The sequence below is a fragment of the Thermoactinospora rubra genome (assembly GCF_002093975.1).
In the GTDB taxonomy this organism is placed as follows: domain Bacteria; phylum Actinomycetota; class Actinomycetes; order Streptosporangiales; family Streptosporangiaceae; genus Nonomuraea; species Nonomuraea rubra_A.
In genome coordinates this window covers 12916-26840 of record NZ_MSZZ01000022.1, presented here as the reverse complement: position 1 = coordinate 26840, position 13925 = coordinate 12916, and the positions used below count along the sequence as shown (strand labels likewise).

Below are 13925 nucleotides of genomic sequence, written 5' to 3'. Positions count from 1 at the left end.
CTATCCGACCAGCCCGCCCGCCGCCCGGCTCGCCCGGCCTACGTCTGGAGCATGATCTTGCGCGCCTCGCTCTTGGGCAGCAGGTCGACGAACAGCCTGCCGTCGAGGTGGTCCACCTCGTGCTGGAAGCACCGGGCGAGCGTGCCGCGGGCCCGCACGCTGACGGGACGGCCCAGGCGGTCGACGCCGGTCACGGTCACCCCGGCGGCGCGGGGCGTGGGGGCGTAGAGCGGCTTGCGCGTCTCGCGGCCGGGGACGGACAGGCAGCCCTCGTGGTCCAGCACCTCCTCGGCGTCGTCCACGGTGAGCACCGGGTTGACCACGTGGCCCCTGCGCCCGTTGACGTCGTAGACGAACAGCCGCCGCGGCACCCCGATCTGCGGCCCCGCCAGTCCCACGCCCTCGGCGGCGTACATGGCCTCGAACATCTCGTCGATCAGGCGGCGCAGCTCCCGGTCGAAATCGACGACGGGCTCGGCGGGCGTGCGCAGCACGGGGTCGCCGATGACGCGGATGTCGCGCATGGATCACTCCACGAGTAAGGGTCACCAGAGCTTGCCGCCTCTTACTCTAGCGACTGTGAAAGACTTGCCGTGTGCGTGTCTACATCGGTGCCGACCATGCCGGCTTTGAGCTGAAGAACCACCTCGTGTCCTGGTTGAAGGAGCACGGCCACGAGGTCGTCGACTGCGGTCCGTTCGTCTACGACGCCGAGGACGACTACCCGGCGTTCGTGCTGAGGGCGGCCGAGGGCGTGGCGGGCGACCCGGGCAGCCTCGGCGTGGTGATCGGCGGGTCCGGCAACGGCGAGCAGATCGCGGCCAACAAGGTCCGCGGCATCAGGGCCGCGCTGGCCTGGAGCGAGGAGACGGCCCGCCTGGCACGCGAGCACAACAACGCCAACGTGGTCAGCGTCGGGGCGCGCATGCACCCCACCGAGGACGCCACGCGGTTCGTCGAGGTCTTCCTGGGCACGGCGTTTTCCGGCGCCGAACGGCACAGCCGCCGGATCGCGCAGCTGGCCTCCTACGAGACCATCGGCCAGCTGCCGCCGCTGCCCCAGTAACCGCGTCAGCCGTTCTGGCGGCCCTTGCGCGGGTTCCTGGGCATCTCGTCGCGCAGGGGCCGCCGGTCCGCCGCCTCCAGCTGCTCCTTGCTCGGCCTGGACACGTCGCGGGCGCGCATGGCGACGACCGCGGTGATCTGCAAGCTCTGCAGTGCCATGTCTCGATTAGAACACAGGCTCAGAAAACAAGCCCGGCCCAGGGCTTGGGGGTCCACGACATGGCGGTGGCCAGCCGCCGTACGGCTCCCGCCGCGTGCTCGGCGACCAGCCCCGCCTCCAGCTGGGCCGCCAGCGACCCGGCCCCCAGGTAGGCGCCGCCCAGCGACGAGACGGGCAGCGAGATGTCCGGCTCCTCGTCGGTCGGCTTGCACTCGGCGCCGGCGGGGTCGGCGGTGAGCCGCCACCGGCGGGCGTTCCACGGGCAGACGTCGTCGGCCACGTCGAGCACCACGTCCACGGCGGCGGAGTACGCGCGGCCCGTCAGCGCCTTGTCGACCTCCACCACGCGCACCCACAGGTCGTCGCCGTGCCGCGCCTGCAGCTGGCGGGTGTCGGCCAGCAGCTGCGTGATCGGGTCGTCGACGGGACGCCCGGGAGCCTTGACGTGCGTGACCAGGTCGCGGTCCAGGACGCCTCGCCACAGCAGCGCGTAGGCCGCCGGGTCGGCGGCGTAGAGCTCGTTGAGGAACAGCTCGCCGTCGGGGATGCCGGTGTCGGACCACTTGGACTTGACGCGGAACAGCGCGTACCCGCGCACGCCGCCGGGGTCCTCGGCGAGGAGCGCGCGCAGCGGCCCGTTGCCGCCCTGGTCGGACTCCTCGTCGGCCAGCACGCCGTTCCAGAAGTGCTCGTTCCTGCGGTACTGCCCCGGCCGCCCGTCCACGACCGCCTCGAAGAGCCGCTCGAAGTCGGCGCGGCGCTCGGCCGGCTTGACGACCGTCAGGCGCAACGCCGGATCGACGGGGGCGTGGCGGACGAACGAGGAGCGATGGGTGGGGATGCGGAACGACAGGTCGTCGGAGGCCCTGCCGTACCCGAAGCGGCCGTAGATGACCGCCTCGGAGGCGTAGAGGGCGGCGACCGGCTCGCCGCGCTCGCGGACGTCGGCCAGCTGGCGGCGCATCAGCGCCGACAGGATGCCACGGCGGCGGTGCGAGGGCAGCACGCCGACCGTGGTCACGCCCGCCACCGGCAGCCGGCCGCCGGGCACGGTCATCTGGAAGGTGTAGGCCCCGGCCGTGCCGACCATGCGGTCGCCGTCGAAGGCCGCCAGCGTGCGGTCGAACTCCGTGCCGGCCTTCCAGCGCTCCAGCTCCTTGGGAGTCGGCGCCCAGCCGAAGGCCTCGTTCAGCACATCGGCGAAGGCGCCGAACTCGTCCTCGCCGAAGGGGCGAATGGGGAAGCTCATCCATCCACCGTAGGAGTGGCCAAAGCCGGACGGCCACCGAATATCCGTGCTAAATGATCAAGGCATTGGTCAAGTCGGCTGCCTGACGGCCGGTCATACCGATACAGTCGAGCGCATCATGAGTTCACGTCCGGCGCCGCTGATCCCGCCACGGCTCCGCGCGTTCCTTGTGCGGGTGCCGTTCCTGGTGCCGTTCGTGCGGTTCCTCCGTCGCGGACCGCTGGCCCGCGACCGCAATCTGCTGATCACGCTGTCGCTGACGGCGTTGCTGATCGCCGCGCTGGCGCGGGTGAACATGGAGTGGTTCTCGCCCTCGCTGCTCATCCTCGTCATCCTCGTCGGCGGCCTGCAGCTGCGGCTGCGGAGCCTGGCCAAGCTGCTGACGGCGGTGGCCGTGGCCCTCGGCTACGTCGCGGTGGTCAGGGGCTGGCAGGCGCTCGGCGCCGGGCTGCTGGCGACGACGGGCTTCACCGCCGTGCTGGCCGCTCTCATGGCACGCACCCGCGGCAAGCTCGGCATGCAGGGGCTGCGCGGCGACGCCATGCTGCTGGAGCTGCGCGACCGGCTCAAACGCCAGAGCGAGCTGCCGCCGCTGCCCAAGGACTGGGGCGGCAAGGTCGTCCTGAAGCAGGCGGGCGGGTCCTCCTTCGGCGGCGACTTCGTGGTCTCCCTGCGCGACGGGGACCGGCTGGAGATCGCGCTGGTCGACGTGTCCGGCAAGGGCGCCGACGCGGGCACCAGGGCGCTGCTGCTGTCGGGCACCTTCGGCGGGCTGCTGGGCTCGGCGACGGACTTCCTGGCCGCCTGCAACGCCTACCTGCACCGGCAGAAGGCCGACGAGGGCTTCGTCACCGCCGTCCACGTGCGGCTGGACCTGGCGACCGGGGCCTACGAGATCACCTCGGCCGGGCATCCGCCGGTGGTGAAGTTCGACGCCGGGTCGGGCAGCTGGCAGATCGCCTCCGCCAAGGGCGTGGTCCTCGGCGTCGTTCCCGACCTGCAGTGCGAGCCCGACAGCGGGGTGCTGCGCAGGGGCGACGCGCTGCTGCTGTACACCGACGGGCTGATCGAGCAGCCCGGGCGCGACATCGACGCGGGCCTCGACCGGCTGCTGGGCGAGGCCGAGCGGCTGCTGCCGGCCGGGTTCCGCGACGGGGCGCGGGCGCTGGTCAACGCCATGTCGACGGGCACCGCCGACGACGACTGCGCGCTCGTGCTCATCTGGCGCCCCTGACCCGGTCCGGTGACGTGACCAACGACACGTATCGCACTGTGTGCCGGATTGTGCGCGGATCGTGCGCGCCATCACTGGCCTGCGATCCTCGCCCGGCAAAAGTTCGGCGATCCCTGCGGCCCGGGAGAGTTCGACTAGTCTGGGGCCTACGGGAGGTCGTGGATGGACTGGTTGTATTACGTGGCGGGGATCGCCATCATCCTCGTCGGCCTGATGGTCTCGATCGGCCTGCACGAGATCGGCCACCTCCTGCCCGCCAAGCTCTTCGGCGTGCGTGTGACGCAGTACATGGTCGGCTTCGGCCCCACCATGTGGTCACGGCGCAAGGGCGAGACGGAGTACGGCATCAAGTGGCTGCCCTTCGGCGGCTACATCCGCATGATCGGCATGCTGCCGCCGCGCCAGGGCGACGACCCCGGCAAGCTGCGCGGCGCCTCCACCGGCCCCTTCCAGGCGCTCATCGACCAGGTGCGCGACATGGCCCAGGAGGAGGTACGGCCCGGCGACGAGAACAGGGTCTTCTACCGCAAGAAGTGGTGGCAGAAGACGATCATCATGGCCGGCGGCCCGTTCATGAACTTCGTGCTGGCCTTCTTCCTGTTCGGCGTGCTGTTCATGGGCTTCGGCGTGGCGGTCGAGAAGCCGGTCATCGCCCAGCTCTCCCAGTGCGTCATCCCCTACTCCGAGGTCAAGGCCAACCCTGACCGCACCTGCACCCCCAGTGACCCCAAGACCCCGGCCGTGGCGGCCGGCCTGAAGGTCGGCGACCGCCTCGTGTCCTTCAACGGCCAGCCGATCGATTCCTGGGAGGACGCCAGGGACATGATCCGCGGCCACGGCGCCGGGCCCATCAAGCTGGGCATCGTGCGCGACGGCCGGCCGCTGACCGTCGACGTCACCCTGATCGCCCAGGACCGCCCCAAGCTCGACGACACCCGCGAGCTGGAGAAGGGCGTGGGCTTCCTCGGCGTCATGCCGCAGCAGGTCATGGAACGGCAGGGCGTCGGCTTCGTCGCCACCCACATGGCCGAGCTGACCGGCAGCGTCGCCAAGTCGCTGGTCAACCTCCCCAACCGCATGGTCGGGGTGTGGAACGCGGCCTTCTCCGGAGAGGAGCGCGACCCCTACGGGCCCATCGGCGTGGTGGGCGTGGGCCGCATCGGCGGCGAGATCGCCAGCCTCGACACCACGGTGGAGAACAAGCTCGCCTTCTTCATCAACCTGCTGGCCGGCTTCAACCTCGCGGTGGGCATGTTCAACCTCATCCCGCTGCTGCCGCTCGACGGCGGCCACATCGCGGGCGGCCTCTGGGAGGGGATCAAGCGGGCCTACGCCAAGGTCATGCGCCGCCCCGAGCCCGCCTACGTGGACGTGGCGAAGGTGCTCCCGCTGACCTACGCGCTGGCCTTCGTGATGATCTTCATGGCCGGGCTGCTGGTCTACGCGGACCTGGTCAACCCGGTCCGGCTCACGGGCTGACCCGGACGCCCGCGGGGTCCGTGCCGTAGGTTGCGGCTATGGTCGATCCCCTCACGGAGCTGAGACGCATCTGCATGGCGCTGCCCGAGGTCACCGAACGGCTCAGCCACGGCGAGCCGACCTGGTTCGTGCGCGGCAAGAAGACCTTCGTCATGTACGCCGACCACCATCACGACGACCGCGTCGCGTTCTGGTGCGCGGCGCCGCCGGGCGTGCAGGAGGAGCTGGTCGCCGAGGACCCCGGGCGCTTCTTCCGCCCGCCGTACGTCGGCCACCGCGGCTGGCTCGGGGTCTACCTCGACGTCGAGGTGGACTGGGAGGAGGTCGCCGAGATCGTCGCCGACGCCTACCGGGCGGTCGCGCCCAAGACGCTCATCACAAAGATGTATGCCGAGATGGGCATCGCGAAGGAGGAATCCCCCGGAGCGGGAGACGCATGATCGTGGCATGACGATCGGGCTTGTTGTCACGCTGGTCGCGCTCGCCCTGGTCGACAGCACGAGCTTCGGCACGCTGGGGGTGCCCGTGGTGCTCATGCTGAGCGGCGCCACGGCGAAGCGCCTGCTCGTCTACCTGGCGACGATCTCGGCGTTCTACTTCGCCGTCGGCGCGGCGCTCATGTTAGGACTGGGCGCGCTGCTGGAGCGGTTCGGCGACGCGCTCGCCAGCCGGACCGCGTCCTGGGTGCAGCTGGCCATCGGGGTCGGGCTGTTCGCGCTCAGCTGGCGCTTCGACTCCAAGAAGCGCGGCTACCGGCCGCTGTGGGAGCCGCGGCTCGGCGGCCCCCGCGTGATGGCGCTGGTCGCGCTCACCGCGGGCCTGGTCGAGGTCGCCACCATGGTGCCCTACCTGGCGGCCGTCGGCATCATGACCAAGGCGGAGCTGCCCGTGGCGCAGTGGGCGGTCCTGCTTGCCGGGTACGTCGTGGTGATGGTGGTGCCGGCGCTGGCCCTGCTCGCCGCGCGCACGGTGGCGAGCCGCTGGCTGGACCCCAAGCTGGAGCGATTGCGTGCCTGGCTGCTGAAGCACTCCGCCTCGGCCGTCGGCTGGGCGCTGGGGATCGTCGGCGTGCTGCTGGCCCTGGACGCGCTGTCGGCGCTGCAGCGCTGACCGTCACGCTGACCTGGCCATGCAGCGCTCGCGCGGCTGCGGCGCAGGGCGGACACCCTTGGGATGGCACCCCGGTCCCGGCCCGGTGCGGCAGGCCGGGCCGGGACCGGCGATGCATATGGCGTGCCCGGGCTTCCGCGCCAGACGCCCGGGCACGCCAAGCCAGGAGGGCCTAGTGCATCGAGATGTGCACGTGGTCCCAATGGTTCGCGGTGATGCTGCCGCGGTCCTCCATCGCCCGCCACCCCGAACCCATGTTGATCCGCTGCTTCCAAATGACGTACTTCACCCCGAGCCGGTCCATGTTCTTCAGCGCCCAGGCCGCGATCTGGTCGCCCAGCGCGCTGTCGGCGGCCGAGGGCATGCTGCCGCCCTGGCTCATCATGAAGTCGCAGGCCCGGCCCAGTGGATGCTCGCCGGAGTCGTCGACCCGGTAGCAGCCGACCGTGTACTTCAGGTCGAAGGTCTTCTTGATCTGGTCGCGCATCAGGCGGGTGCGCGGCGTGATGTGGTCGGGCCCGCTGGGCAGCTCGGGCGCCCAGGTGCCGTCGGAGCGGCGGCCGGTGCCGTACGGCACCAGCTGCTCCAGCTTCTTCCTGATGTCCGCGATGAGGTCTTCGGCCTCCTCACGCTGGTCCGCGACCTCGGCCGCGTCCTGCTTGATCTTGACGGTGAGCGCCGCGGCCGCGTCGGCGGCCCGCTGACGGGCGTCGCGCATGGCCTGGACGCTCTGCACGACCGCCTGCTGCTCCTCGGTGACCTGCGCGATGACGGCGGCGCCGTCCGCGCTGGAGGGGGGCAGGATGCCGGCGATGGCGGGGTCGCCCTGGTAGTAGGCCTGGGCGATCTTGCGGACGAGCGACTCGGCGTCGGCCAGCTGCGCGTCGGCGGCGGCCAGCCGCTCTTCGGCCGCCTTCTCCTCCTCCTGCGCCTTGGCGAGCTCGACTCGCTTGGCGTTGTAGCGCTCGATGAGCTTGTCGACCTTCTCGTTGAGCTGTTTCAGCTCGGCCCGCAGCTCACTCTCGCTGGGCTTGGGAGCCGCGAGGGCGGGGGAGGGGCCGAGGGTCAGGGCCGCCGCCGTGAGCGCTGCGGCGACGAGCAGTGCGGACTTGGCCGCCACGAACCTTCCTCTCCTTACTGCCGACCGGGTTAGCTGACGGGTTCGGGCAAGGAAAGAAGCCCTACCACCGAAGTGGATTCACCCCATGGCAACGGGTGGGTCCCCGGCTCCCGGGCGACGCGCCCAGGATTAGGCGTGCAACGGCCGTGACGGCCGATGCGAGAGGGATACTAGTAGTAAAACGGAGGTAACGCGAGTCCAGGCCGAGACCAACTAGAGATCTACCCGTGATCGCAACATTCGGGCCGCCTCCTCCGGCAGCACGTCGTTGACGAACGCGCCCATCGCCGACTCAGACCCGGCCAGATACTTGAGCTTGCCGGCCGCCCGCCGGATGCTGAACAGCTCCAGGTGGAGGTAGGCCAGCTCGCGGCCCTGCCGTACGGGAGCCTGGTGCCAGGCGGCGATGTACGGCATGCGGAGGTCGAACAGCGCGTCGAACGCCCGCAGGACGCCGGTGTAGAGCGGCGCGAAGGCGGCGCGCTCCTCCTGGGACAGGGCCGTGAGGTCGGGCACCTGGCGGTGCGGGTAGATGTGCACCTCGTACGGCCAGCGCGCCGCGGCGGGCACGAAGGCGGTCCACAGGTCGTTGGCCGCGACCACGCGCTCGCCGGAGGCCCGCTCGGCGGCCAGCACGTCGGCGAACAGGGTGGGCCGGCGGGCGGCGGCGGCCAGGTGGAGGCGGGTGCGCGGGGTGACGTAGGGGTAGGCGTAGATCTGCCCGTGCGGGTGGTGGAGCGTGATGCCGATCTCCTCGCCCCGGTTCTCGAAGCAGAAGACCTGCTCGACGCCTTCGATCGCGGACAGCTCGGCGGTGCGGTCCGCCCAGGCCTCCATGACGAGCTCCACCTGCTCGTCGCTGAGCTGGGAGAAGCTCGAGTTGTGGTCGGAGGTGAAGCAGACGACCTCGCATCTGCCCACGCCTGGCCGTACCTCGCTCAAACCCCCCACATCCTGATAAATCCCGAGATTGGTGGAGAAGGACGGGAAGCGGTTCTCGAAGACCACGACGTCGTAGTCGGGCGAGGGGATCTCCGTGGCGCGCTCCGGCGTCGACGGGCACAGCGGGCACTGGTCGGGCGGCGGCATGAACGTGCGCGTCTGCCGGTGTCCCGCGATCGCGATCCACTCGTCGGTGAGCGGGTCGTAGCGCAGCTCCGAGGCGACCGGACGGGGGTCCAGGGGCCTGCGGTCGACGGCGCTGCGGTCGGCGTCGTCGCGCCGGTCGAAGTAGATGAGCTCCCGGCCGTCGGCCAGGTGGGTGACGGTGCGCTTCACTGGACACCTACAGCGCGGAAGCCCGGTCCCTCAGGGCCGGGAGGAAGCGCGGAACGGTCGTGCATATTGTGATCCTTTCCATGAACATTGAGTGATACCGTCGGTAGCGTTTTGGTGACGGAAATGCTGAAACTCGCCCCGGACGCCGAGCAGGCCCAAAGTCTGCTGGCGACGATGCGGGCCTGCAACGCCGCCGCCAACCGCGCCGCCGAAGTCGCCTACGACCAGCGCATCCTCACCTTCAAAGGACGCGACTGGGTTTCCATCCTGACTCTGACCGGGCGTATCCTGGTCCCGGTCGCCTACCAGGGCCGCTGGCTTTCCGCCAGCGGGACGACCATGCGCGGGCAGGCCGATCTGGTCTGTCGCGACGGCACGCTCTACCTGGCCGTGGTGATCGACGTGCCCGAACCCCCGAAGGACGGGGAGCCGGACGGCTGGCTCGGCGTGGATCTGGGGATCGTCAACCTGGCCACCGACTCCACCGGCCAAGCCCACTCGGGCAAGGCCGTGCGGGCGGTCCGCTACCGCAACCTGATGCTGCGCCGCCGTCTCCAGCAGAAGGCCACCAAGAGTGCCAAGCGGCTGTTGAAGAAGCGCCGCCGCGCCGAAGCCCGGTTCGCCCGCAACACCAACCACGTGATCAGCAAGCATCTGGTCGGCAAGGCCCAAGACACCCGGTCTGGGATCGCCCTGGAAGACCTCCAGGGCATCCGCGACCGGGTCACGGTTACCCGGGCGCAGCGTGCCGATCTGCACAGCTGGGGCTTCCACCAGCTCCGCGCCTTTATCACCTACAAGGCGGCGATCGCCGGAGTGCCGGTGCGGCTGGTGGATCCGCGTAACACCTCGCGCACCTGCCCCGCATGCGGGCACTGCGCGAAACGCAACCGTCCCCATCGGGACTCCTTTCTGTGTGTGGCGTGCGGCTTCGCTGGGCCTGCCGACCACATCGCGGCGATCAACATCGGTCGCCGGGCAGTGAGTCACGCTGCCGACGACGCGGCCTGAACCGTCGGATCCACCGACGGCAAGGAGCCGCAAGCTCGGCCCTTTCAAGGCCGAGAAGCTGACTGCTGATCCTTCCCGGCGCCGCTCACCGCGGGACCTCCGCGATGATCAGCTCTCCGACGTGCTCCGACAGCTCGCGGCGCGCCGCCTCCTCCAGCCCGGCGTCGCTGACGACCGCGTCGGCCTGCGACAGCTCGGCGATCGTGCTGATGCCCACGGTCTGCCACTTGGTGTGATCGGCCAGTACGACCAGGCGGGTCGCGCAGGCCACCAGAGCCCGGTCGGTCTCGGACTCCAGCAGGTTGGGGGTGGTGAACCCGGCGCGCACGCTCATCCCGTGCACTCCCAGGAAGAGGGTGTCGACGTGCAGGCCGCGGATGGCCGCCACCGCCACGGGCCCCACCAGGGCGTCGGACGGCGTCCGCACCCCGCCGGTCAGCACCACCGTGCGGTCGTTGCGCGGCACGCGGTGGAAGACGTCGGCGACCGGGATCGAGTTGGTGATCACGGTCAGCTCGGGCACCTCGGTGAGGAACTGCGCCAGCGCCCACGTGGTGGTCCCGGCCGACAGCGCGATCGCGGTGCCGGGCCGTACCAGCTGGGCGGCCCTGCGCGCGATCGCCTCCTTCTCCTCGCGCTGGCGCGTGGCCTTGGCGGTGAAGCCCGGCTCCTCGGTCGAGCCCGGACCGGAGGCCGTGGCGCCGCCGTGCACCTTCTCCACCAGGCCGCGCTCGGCCAGCGCCTCGAGGTCGCGCCGGATGGTCATGTCGGAGACGCCGAGCTCGCGCACCAGCTCGGCGACACGGACCCCGCCGTCGCGCCGCACCCGCTCGAGGATCGCCTGCTGCCGCTGCTGTGCGAGCACGCTGTCTCCTTCCAACACATTCCATCAAATTATGACATGAAAGTGTTGAACTGTGAGCGATTCCCCGAAGGGGCTTGTCGGATCGGCCGGCTCGGGAGACGTTGTCCGCATGGCGAAACGAGCACGCAAGAGCAAAGCCCGCAAGAAGAAGAAGGCCAACCACGGCAAGCGGCCGGCCGCCCGCTAGACGTCCGCGCGGAGCCTGGCGGCCAGCCGTCCGGCCTGCTGTTCGGCTGCTGTTCGGCCTGCTATCCGGTCAGACCCGCGGCAGGCCGGTCAGCGCCTCCTCGATCCGCTCCGGCGGCAGCGAGTAGTCCCGCATCTCCCCGGACAGGAACCGGTCGTAGGCGGTCATGTCGAAGTGGCCGTGGCCGCACAACGCCGTCAGGATGACCTTCTCCTCGCCGGTCTCCTTGCAGCGCAGCGCCTCGGCGATGGCCTCGGCCAGGGCGTGCGTGGGCTCGGGCGCCGGGACGATCCCCTCGGTCCTGGCGAAGCGGACCCCCGCCTCGAAGCACTCGGTCTGCGACCTGGCGACCGCCTCGAACATCCCCAGCTCGTACATGTGCGACAGCAGCGGCGACATGCCGTGGTAGCGCAGCCCGCCCGCGTGGATCGGGTCCGGCACGAACGTGTGCCCGAGCGTGTGCATCTTGAGCAGCGGCGTGAACCCGGCGGTGTCGCCGAAGTCGTAGGCGTACCGGCCGCGCGTGAACGACGGGCACGCCTCGGGCTCGACGGCCCGGAAGATCGTGGAGATCTTCCCCGCGAGCTTCTCCCGCAGGAACGGGAACATCAGCCCGGCGAAGTTCGAGCCGCCACCCGTGCAGCCCACCACCAGGTCCGGCATCTCGGGCAGCTGCGCGAGCGCCTCCTCGCCGATGACGGTCTGGTGCATGAGCACATGGTTGAGCACGCTGCCCAGGGCGTAGCGGGTGTCGTCCGCGGCTGCGGCGACCTCCACCGCCTCGCTGATGGCGATGCCGAGGCTGCCGGTGGAGTCGGGATGCTCGGCGAGGATCTTGCTGCCCGCGCTCGTCATCGGGGACGGGCTGGCGTGCACGGTCGCGCCGTACACCTGCATGAGCGAGCGCCGGTAGGGCTTCTGGTCATAGGAGGCACGCACCATCCAGATCTCGCAGGCCAGGCCGTACTGCGCGCAGGCGAAGGCCAGCGCCGAGCCCCACTGCCCGGCCCCGGTCTCCGTTGTGAGCTTCCGCACGCCCTCGCGCGCGTTGTAGTACGCCTGGGGCACCGCGGTGTTGGGCTTGTGCGAGCCGACGGGCGAGCCGCCCTCGTACTTGTAGTAGATGCGCGCGGGCGTCCCCAGCGCCTTCTCCAGCCGGTGCGCCCTGAGCAGGGGCGTCGGCCGCCACAGCCGGTAGACGTCCAGCACCTCCTGCGGGATCGGCACGAACCGCTCGCCGCTGACCTCCTGGGCGATGAGCTCCATCGGGAACAGCGGGGCCAGGTCGTCCGGCCCCACGGGCTGGAGCGTGCCCGGATGCAGCGGCGGCGGTGGCGGCGCCGGCAGGTCGGGAACGATGTTGTACCAGTGGCTTGGCGTCATGCTGGACAGTCTGCGCCGGTTACGGCTTGCGTTCCAGAGCGACCTGCCGCCGCACCTCGGGCACGACCTCCTCGGCGAACAGCCGCAGCTGCCGGTCCTCCTCGCCGTCCGGCCACAGGAGGAAGGTGTCCATGCCGTGCGACAGCGCCAGGTCCGTCAGCTCCTCCACCCCACTGGTCGGCCGGGCCCCGGAGGAAGTCGGTGCTGCGGCCGGAGATGAGGCCGTGGACGTTGTACAGGCGCCTGATCTCGCGCGGCCGCCTGCCGGCGCTCACGGCCGCCTCGTCGATGCGGGCGTGGAACCCGGGCAGGCTCTCCGGCGGCGCCCACGGCGAGGACGGCAGCCAGCCGTCGGCCTTCCGCCCGGTCAGCGCCAGCGCCCTGGGGCCCCGCACGCCGAGCCAGATCTCGATGCGGTGCGCGGGAACCGGCCCGGAGTGCGCGCCGCGCAGGTGGTAGTGCTCGCCCTCGAACCGCAGGTTGCGCTCGCCGCTCCAGATCGCGCGCATGACGTCGATCGCCTCCTCCAGCGCCGTCCTGGCGTCCTTGGGCGTACGGCGCAGCCCGCCGTACGCCTCGATCGCGTCCCAGAACCCGCCCGCGCCGAGCCCGAGCTCCACCCGGCCGCCGCTGAGCAGGTCCAGGCTGGCGGCGGACTTGGCCAGGACGGCGGGCGGGCGCAACGGCAGGTTCGCCACGTCCGGGAACACCCTGACGCGCCGCGTCGAGGCGGCGATCACGCTCAGCAGCGTCCAGGTGTCGACGTACCGGCGCTGGTAGGGGTGGTCCTGCACGCCGATCAGGTCCAGGCCGAGGTCGTCGGCCAGCCTCGCGCGCTCGATCAGGGGATCGCCGGCGCCCGGGACCAGGAAGTAGCCGAACTCCACAGGACGGCCGTAGTCAGTCATGGCTCGCGTAACGCGGGCCGCAGATCGCCTCTTCCCGGGGCTTCTTTCCGGGGCCTCTTTCCGGGCTTCTTTCCGCGGTTAGATCAGCACGGCCGGGTGGCGGGGGTCGTCGGCGCGTACCACGACATCGGCCACCTTCTGCGGACAGACCTCCCTTTCGTAGCGTTCGTAGGCCGGCAGCCGCCACCGCTGCGCCGGATCGGTCCGCCGTTCCAGCGCGCCCTTCGACAGGGCCAGGTGCACGGTCACCTCGAACGGCAGCCCGCGCCCCAGCAGGAGCGTGCCGTCCAGGAGCAGCACCCCTCGCTCCGGCAGCGTCTCGTACGGCACGCGATAGGCACGGTCGGTCTCGGCGTTCCACAGCCTGGGCAGCACCCGGCCGCTCCCGCCCGGCTCCAGCGGGCCGAGCACCTCCCGCGTCAGCCCTCCGGTGTCGAGCCATGCCGTGTAGAACTCGTCCGGGTCGGTCCTGCCGTACTCCAGCCGCAGCGACGCCGGGCGCAGGAAGTCGCCGGCCGACACCCGCAGCACCGGCCTGCCCCGGACCCGCAGCGGCTCCACCAGCCGGTCGGCGAGCTCGCCCGGCCGGGCGGCGGGCGCGCCGTCGACCGCGACCCTCGTCCAGGGGCCGCCGCCGGCCGCGATCCGCTCGGCCAGCTCCTCGACCAGCGCCTGGGGGGAGATCGGGCGGGCACGCATGCCTCCACGCTAACCACCGTTTCCGCGCTTGACCGATGTGTCCATGCTGGACGCTTCGCTCGCCGTCGCGGCCCGCTGGCTAGGCTCCGTCACAGTTCCGGAATCCACGCGATTGCGGCGCTTCGCAGGACTTCACGACCTTTCCGGTGGATTGATCGACTTCACGCTGTTGGAGGA

Annotated in this window: 16 protein-coding genes and 1 riboswitch; of the genes, 7 read left to right on the top strand and 9 right to left on the bottom strand. The window is 70.8% G+C overall.

Annotation, left to right across the window (positions count from 1 at the left end; translation table 11 throughout):
- Window positions 1-38: 38 nt before the first annotated feature.
- Window positions 39-524, bottom strand: coding sequence for a peptide deformylase (def, locus tag BSB02_RS21745; RefSeq protein WP_084961229.1), 486 nt, complete (start codon window positions 522-524; stop codon window positions 39-41).
- Window positions 525-595: 71 nt separating this feature from the next.
- On the opposite strand from def, the gene BSB02_RS21740 reads away from it, so the two are divergent.
- Window positions 596-1066 (top strand): ribose-5-phosphate isomerase, encoded by a 471-nt coding sequence (locus tag BSB02_RS21740; RefSeq protein WP_084961226.1) that lies wholly within the window; start codon window positions 596-598, stop codon window positions 1064-1066.
- Window positions 1067-1071: 5 nt separating this feature from the next.
- On the opposite strand, the gene BSB02_RS40675 is transcribed toward BSB02_RS21740, so the two are convergent.
- Both BSB02_RS40675 and BSB02_RS21735 read right to left on the bottom strand, forming a co-directional pair.
- Window positions 1072-1224, bottom strand: a complete 153-nt coding sequence (locus BSB02_RS40675; RefSeq protein ID WP_158088696.1) for a hypothetical protein — start codon at window positions 1222-1224, stop codon at window positions 1072-1074.
- Between the two features lie 20 nt (window positions 1225-1244).
- Entirely contained in the window at window positions 1245-2474 is a 1230-nt protein-coding gene (locus BSB02_RS21735) for a GNAT family N-acetyltransferase (protein ID WP_084961224.1), read from the bottom strand.
- A 118-nt stretch (window positions 2475-2592) separates the two neighbouring features.
- Here BSB02_RS21735 and BSB02_RS21730 point away from each other — a divergent pair, with 118 nt between their 5' ends.
- From BSB02_RS21730 to BSB02_RS21715, 4 genes are all read left to right on the top strand, one after another.
- Window positions 2593-3708 carry a PP2C family protein-serine/threonine phosphatase gene (locus BSB02_RS21730; RefSeq protein WP_084961222.1) on the top strand — a complete coding sequence of 372 codons (1116 nt, stop codon included), beginning with the start codon at window positions 2593-2595 and terminating at the stop codon, window positions 3706-3708.
- Between the two features lie 162 nt (window positions 3709-3870).
- Window positions 3871-5187: a M50 family metallopeptidase gene (locus BSB02_RS21725; protein ID WP_084961220.1), complete on the top strand. Its 1317-nt coding sequence runs from the start codon at window positions 3871-3873 to the stop codon at window positions 5185-5187.
- 38 nt (window positions 5188-5225) lie between these two features.
- Window positions 5226-5627, top strand: coding sequence for an MmcQ/YjbR family DNA-binding protein (locus tag BSB02_RS21720; RefSeq protein WP_084961218.1), 402 nt, complete (start codon window positions 5226-5228; stop codon window positions 5625-5627).
- 7 nt (window positions 5628-5634) lie between these two features.
- Window positions 5635-6297 carry a GAP family protein gene (locus BSB02_RS21715; protein WP_084961216.1) on the top strand — a complete coding sequence of 221 codons (663 nt, stop codon included), beginning with the start codon at window positions 5635-5637 and terminating at the stop codon, window positions 6295-6297.
- A 172-nt stretch (window positions 6298-6469) separates the two neighbouring features.
- On the opposite strand, the gene BSB02_RS21710 is transcribed toward BSB02_RS21715, so the two are convergent.
- Complete coding sequence (locus tag BSB02_RS21710) at window positions 6470-7417, bottom strand: coiled-coil domain-containing protein (RefSeq protein ID WP_084961215.1); 948 nt, start codon at window positions 7415-7417, stop codon at window positions 6470-6472.
- Window positions 7418-7420: 3 nt separating this feature from the next.
- A riboswitch (cyclic di-AMP (ydaO/yuaA leader) is annotated at window positions 7421-7563 on the bottom strand.
- 67 nt (window positions 7564-7630) lie between these two features.
- Window positions 7631-8695 (bottom strand): galactose-1-phosphate uridylyltransferase, encoded by a 1065-nt coding sequence (gene galT / locus BSB02_RS21705; protein ID WP_084961214.1) that lies wholly within the window; start codon window positions 8693-8695, stop codon window positions 7631-7633.
- A 123-nt stretch (window positions 8696-8818) separates the two neighbouring features.
- Between galT and BSB02_RS21700 the strand changes: the two genes are divergently transcribed.
- On the top strand, window positions 8819-9706 hold the full coding sequence (locus BSB02_RS21700) for an RNA-guided endonuclease InsQ/TnpB family protein (protein ID WP_084961212.1): 888 nt from the start codon (window positions 8819-8821) through the stop codon (window positions 9704-9706).
- A gap of 85 nt (window positions 9707-9791) precedes the next feature.
- Here BSB02_RS21700 and BSB02_RS21695 read toward each other — a convergent pair whose 3' ends face one another.
- A complete protein-coding gene (locus BSB02_RS21695; protein WP_084961210.1) occupies window positions 9792-10571 on the bottom strand; it encodes a DeoR/GlpR family DNA-binding transcription regulator in 780 nt (259 codons plus the stop codon).
- Between the two features lie 109 nt (window positions 10572-10680).
- On the opposite strand from BSB02_RS21695, the gene BSB02_RS43635 reads away from it, so the two are divergent.
- On the top strand, window positions 10681-10758 hold the full coding sequence (locus tag BSB02_RS43635) for a 50S ribosomal protein bL37 (protein WP_420855877.1): 78 nt from the start codon (window positions 10681-10683) through the stop codon (window positions 10756-10758).
- A gap of 69 nt (window positions 10759-10827) precedes the next feature.
- On the opposite strand, the gene BSB02_RS21690 is transcribed toward BSB02_RS43635, so the two are convergent.
- The 3 genes from BSB02_RS21690 to BSB02_RS21680 all read right to left on the bottom strand — a co-directional run bounded on the left by BSB02_RS21690 (window position 10828) and on the right by BSB02_RS21680 (window position 13748).
- Window positions 10828-12141 carry a TrpB-like pyridoxal phosphate-dependent enzyme gene (locus BSB02_RS21690; protein ID WP_084961208.1) on the bottom strand — a complete coding sequence of 438 codons (1314 nt, stop codon included), beginning with the start codon at window positions 12139-12141 and terminating at the stop codon, window positions 10828-10830.
- Window positions 12138-13049 carry an LLM class flavin-dependent oxidoreductase gene (locus tag BSB02_RS21685; RefSeq protein WP_084961207.1) on the bottom strand — a complete coding sequence of 304 codons (912 nt, stop codon included), beginning with the start codon at window positions 13047-13049 and terminating at the stop codon, window positions 12138-12140. The genes BSB02_RS21690 and BSB02_RS21685 overlap by 4 nt, the downstream gene beginning before the upstream one ends.
- 78 nt (window positions 13050-13127) lie before the next feature.
- Window positions 13128-13748 carry a nucleoside/nucleotide kinase family protein gene (locus BSB02_RS21680; protein ID WP_084961205.1) on the bottom strand — a complete coding sequence of 207 codons (621 nt, stop codon included), beginning with the start codon at window positions 13746-13748 and terminating at the stop codon, window positions 13128-13130.
- Between the last annotated feature and the right edge of the window lie 177 nt (window positions 13749-13925).

What these genes read in the sequence shown, in the direction of transcription:
- def (WP_084961229.1), bottom strand. Translation starts at nt 524, where the DNA reads ATGCGCGACATCCGCGTCATCGGCGACCCCGTGCTGCGCACGCCCGCC.
- BSB02_RS40675 (WP_158088696.1), bottom strand. Translation starts at nt 1,224, where the DNA reads ATGGCACTGCAGAGCTTGCAGATCACCGCGGTCGTCGCCATGCGCGCC.
- BSB02_RS21735 (WP_084961224.1), bottom strand. Translation starts at nt 2,474, where the DNA reads ATGAGCTTCCCCATTCGCCCCTTCGGCGAGGACGAGTTCGGCGCCTTC.
- BSB02_RS21730 (WP_084961222.1), top strand. Translation starts at nt 2,593, where the DNA reads ATGAGTTCACGTCCGGCGCCGCTGATCCCGCCACGGCTCCGCGCGTTC.
- BSB02_RS21725 (WP_084961220.1), top strand. Translation starts at nt 3,871, where the DNA reads ATGGACTGGTTGTATTACGTGGCGGGGATCGCCATCATCCTCGTCGGC.
- BSB02_RS21720 (WP_084961218.1), top strand. Translation starts at nt 5,226, where the DNA reads ATGGTCGATCCCCTCACGGAGCTGAGACGCATCTGCATGGCGCTGCCC.
- BSB02_RS21715 (WP_084961216.1), top strand. Translation starts at nt 5,635, where the DNA reads ATGACGATCGGGCTTGTTGTCACGCTGGTCGCGCTCGCCCTGGTCGAC.
- BSB02_RS21700 (WP_084961212.1), top strand. Translation starts at nt 8,819, where the DNA reads ATGCTGAAACTCGCCCCGGACGCCGAGCAGGCCCAAAGTCTGCTGGCG.
- BSB02_RS43635 (WP_420855877.1), top strand. Translation starts at nt 10,681, where the DNA reads ATGGCGAAACGAGCACGCAAGAGCAAAGCCCGCAAGAAGAAGAAGGCC.
- BSB02_RS21690 (WP_084961208.1), bottom strand. Translation starts at nt 12,141, where the DNA reads ATGACGCCAAGCCACTGGTACAACATCGTTCCCGACCTGCCGGCGCCG.
- BSB02_RS21685 (WP_084961207.1), bottom strand. Translation starts at nt 13,049, where the DNA reads ATGACTGACTACGGCCGTCCTGTGGAGTTCGGCTACTTCCTGGTCCCG.
- BSB02_RS21680 (WP_084961205.1), bottom strand. Translation starts at nt 13,748, where the DNA reads ATGCGTGCCCGCCCGATCTCCCCCCAGGCGCTGGTCGAGGAGCTGGCC.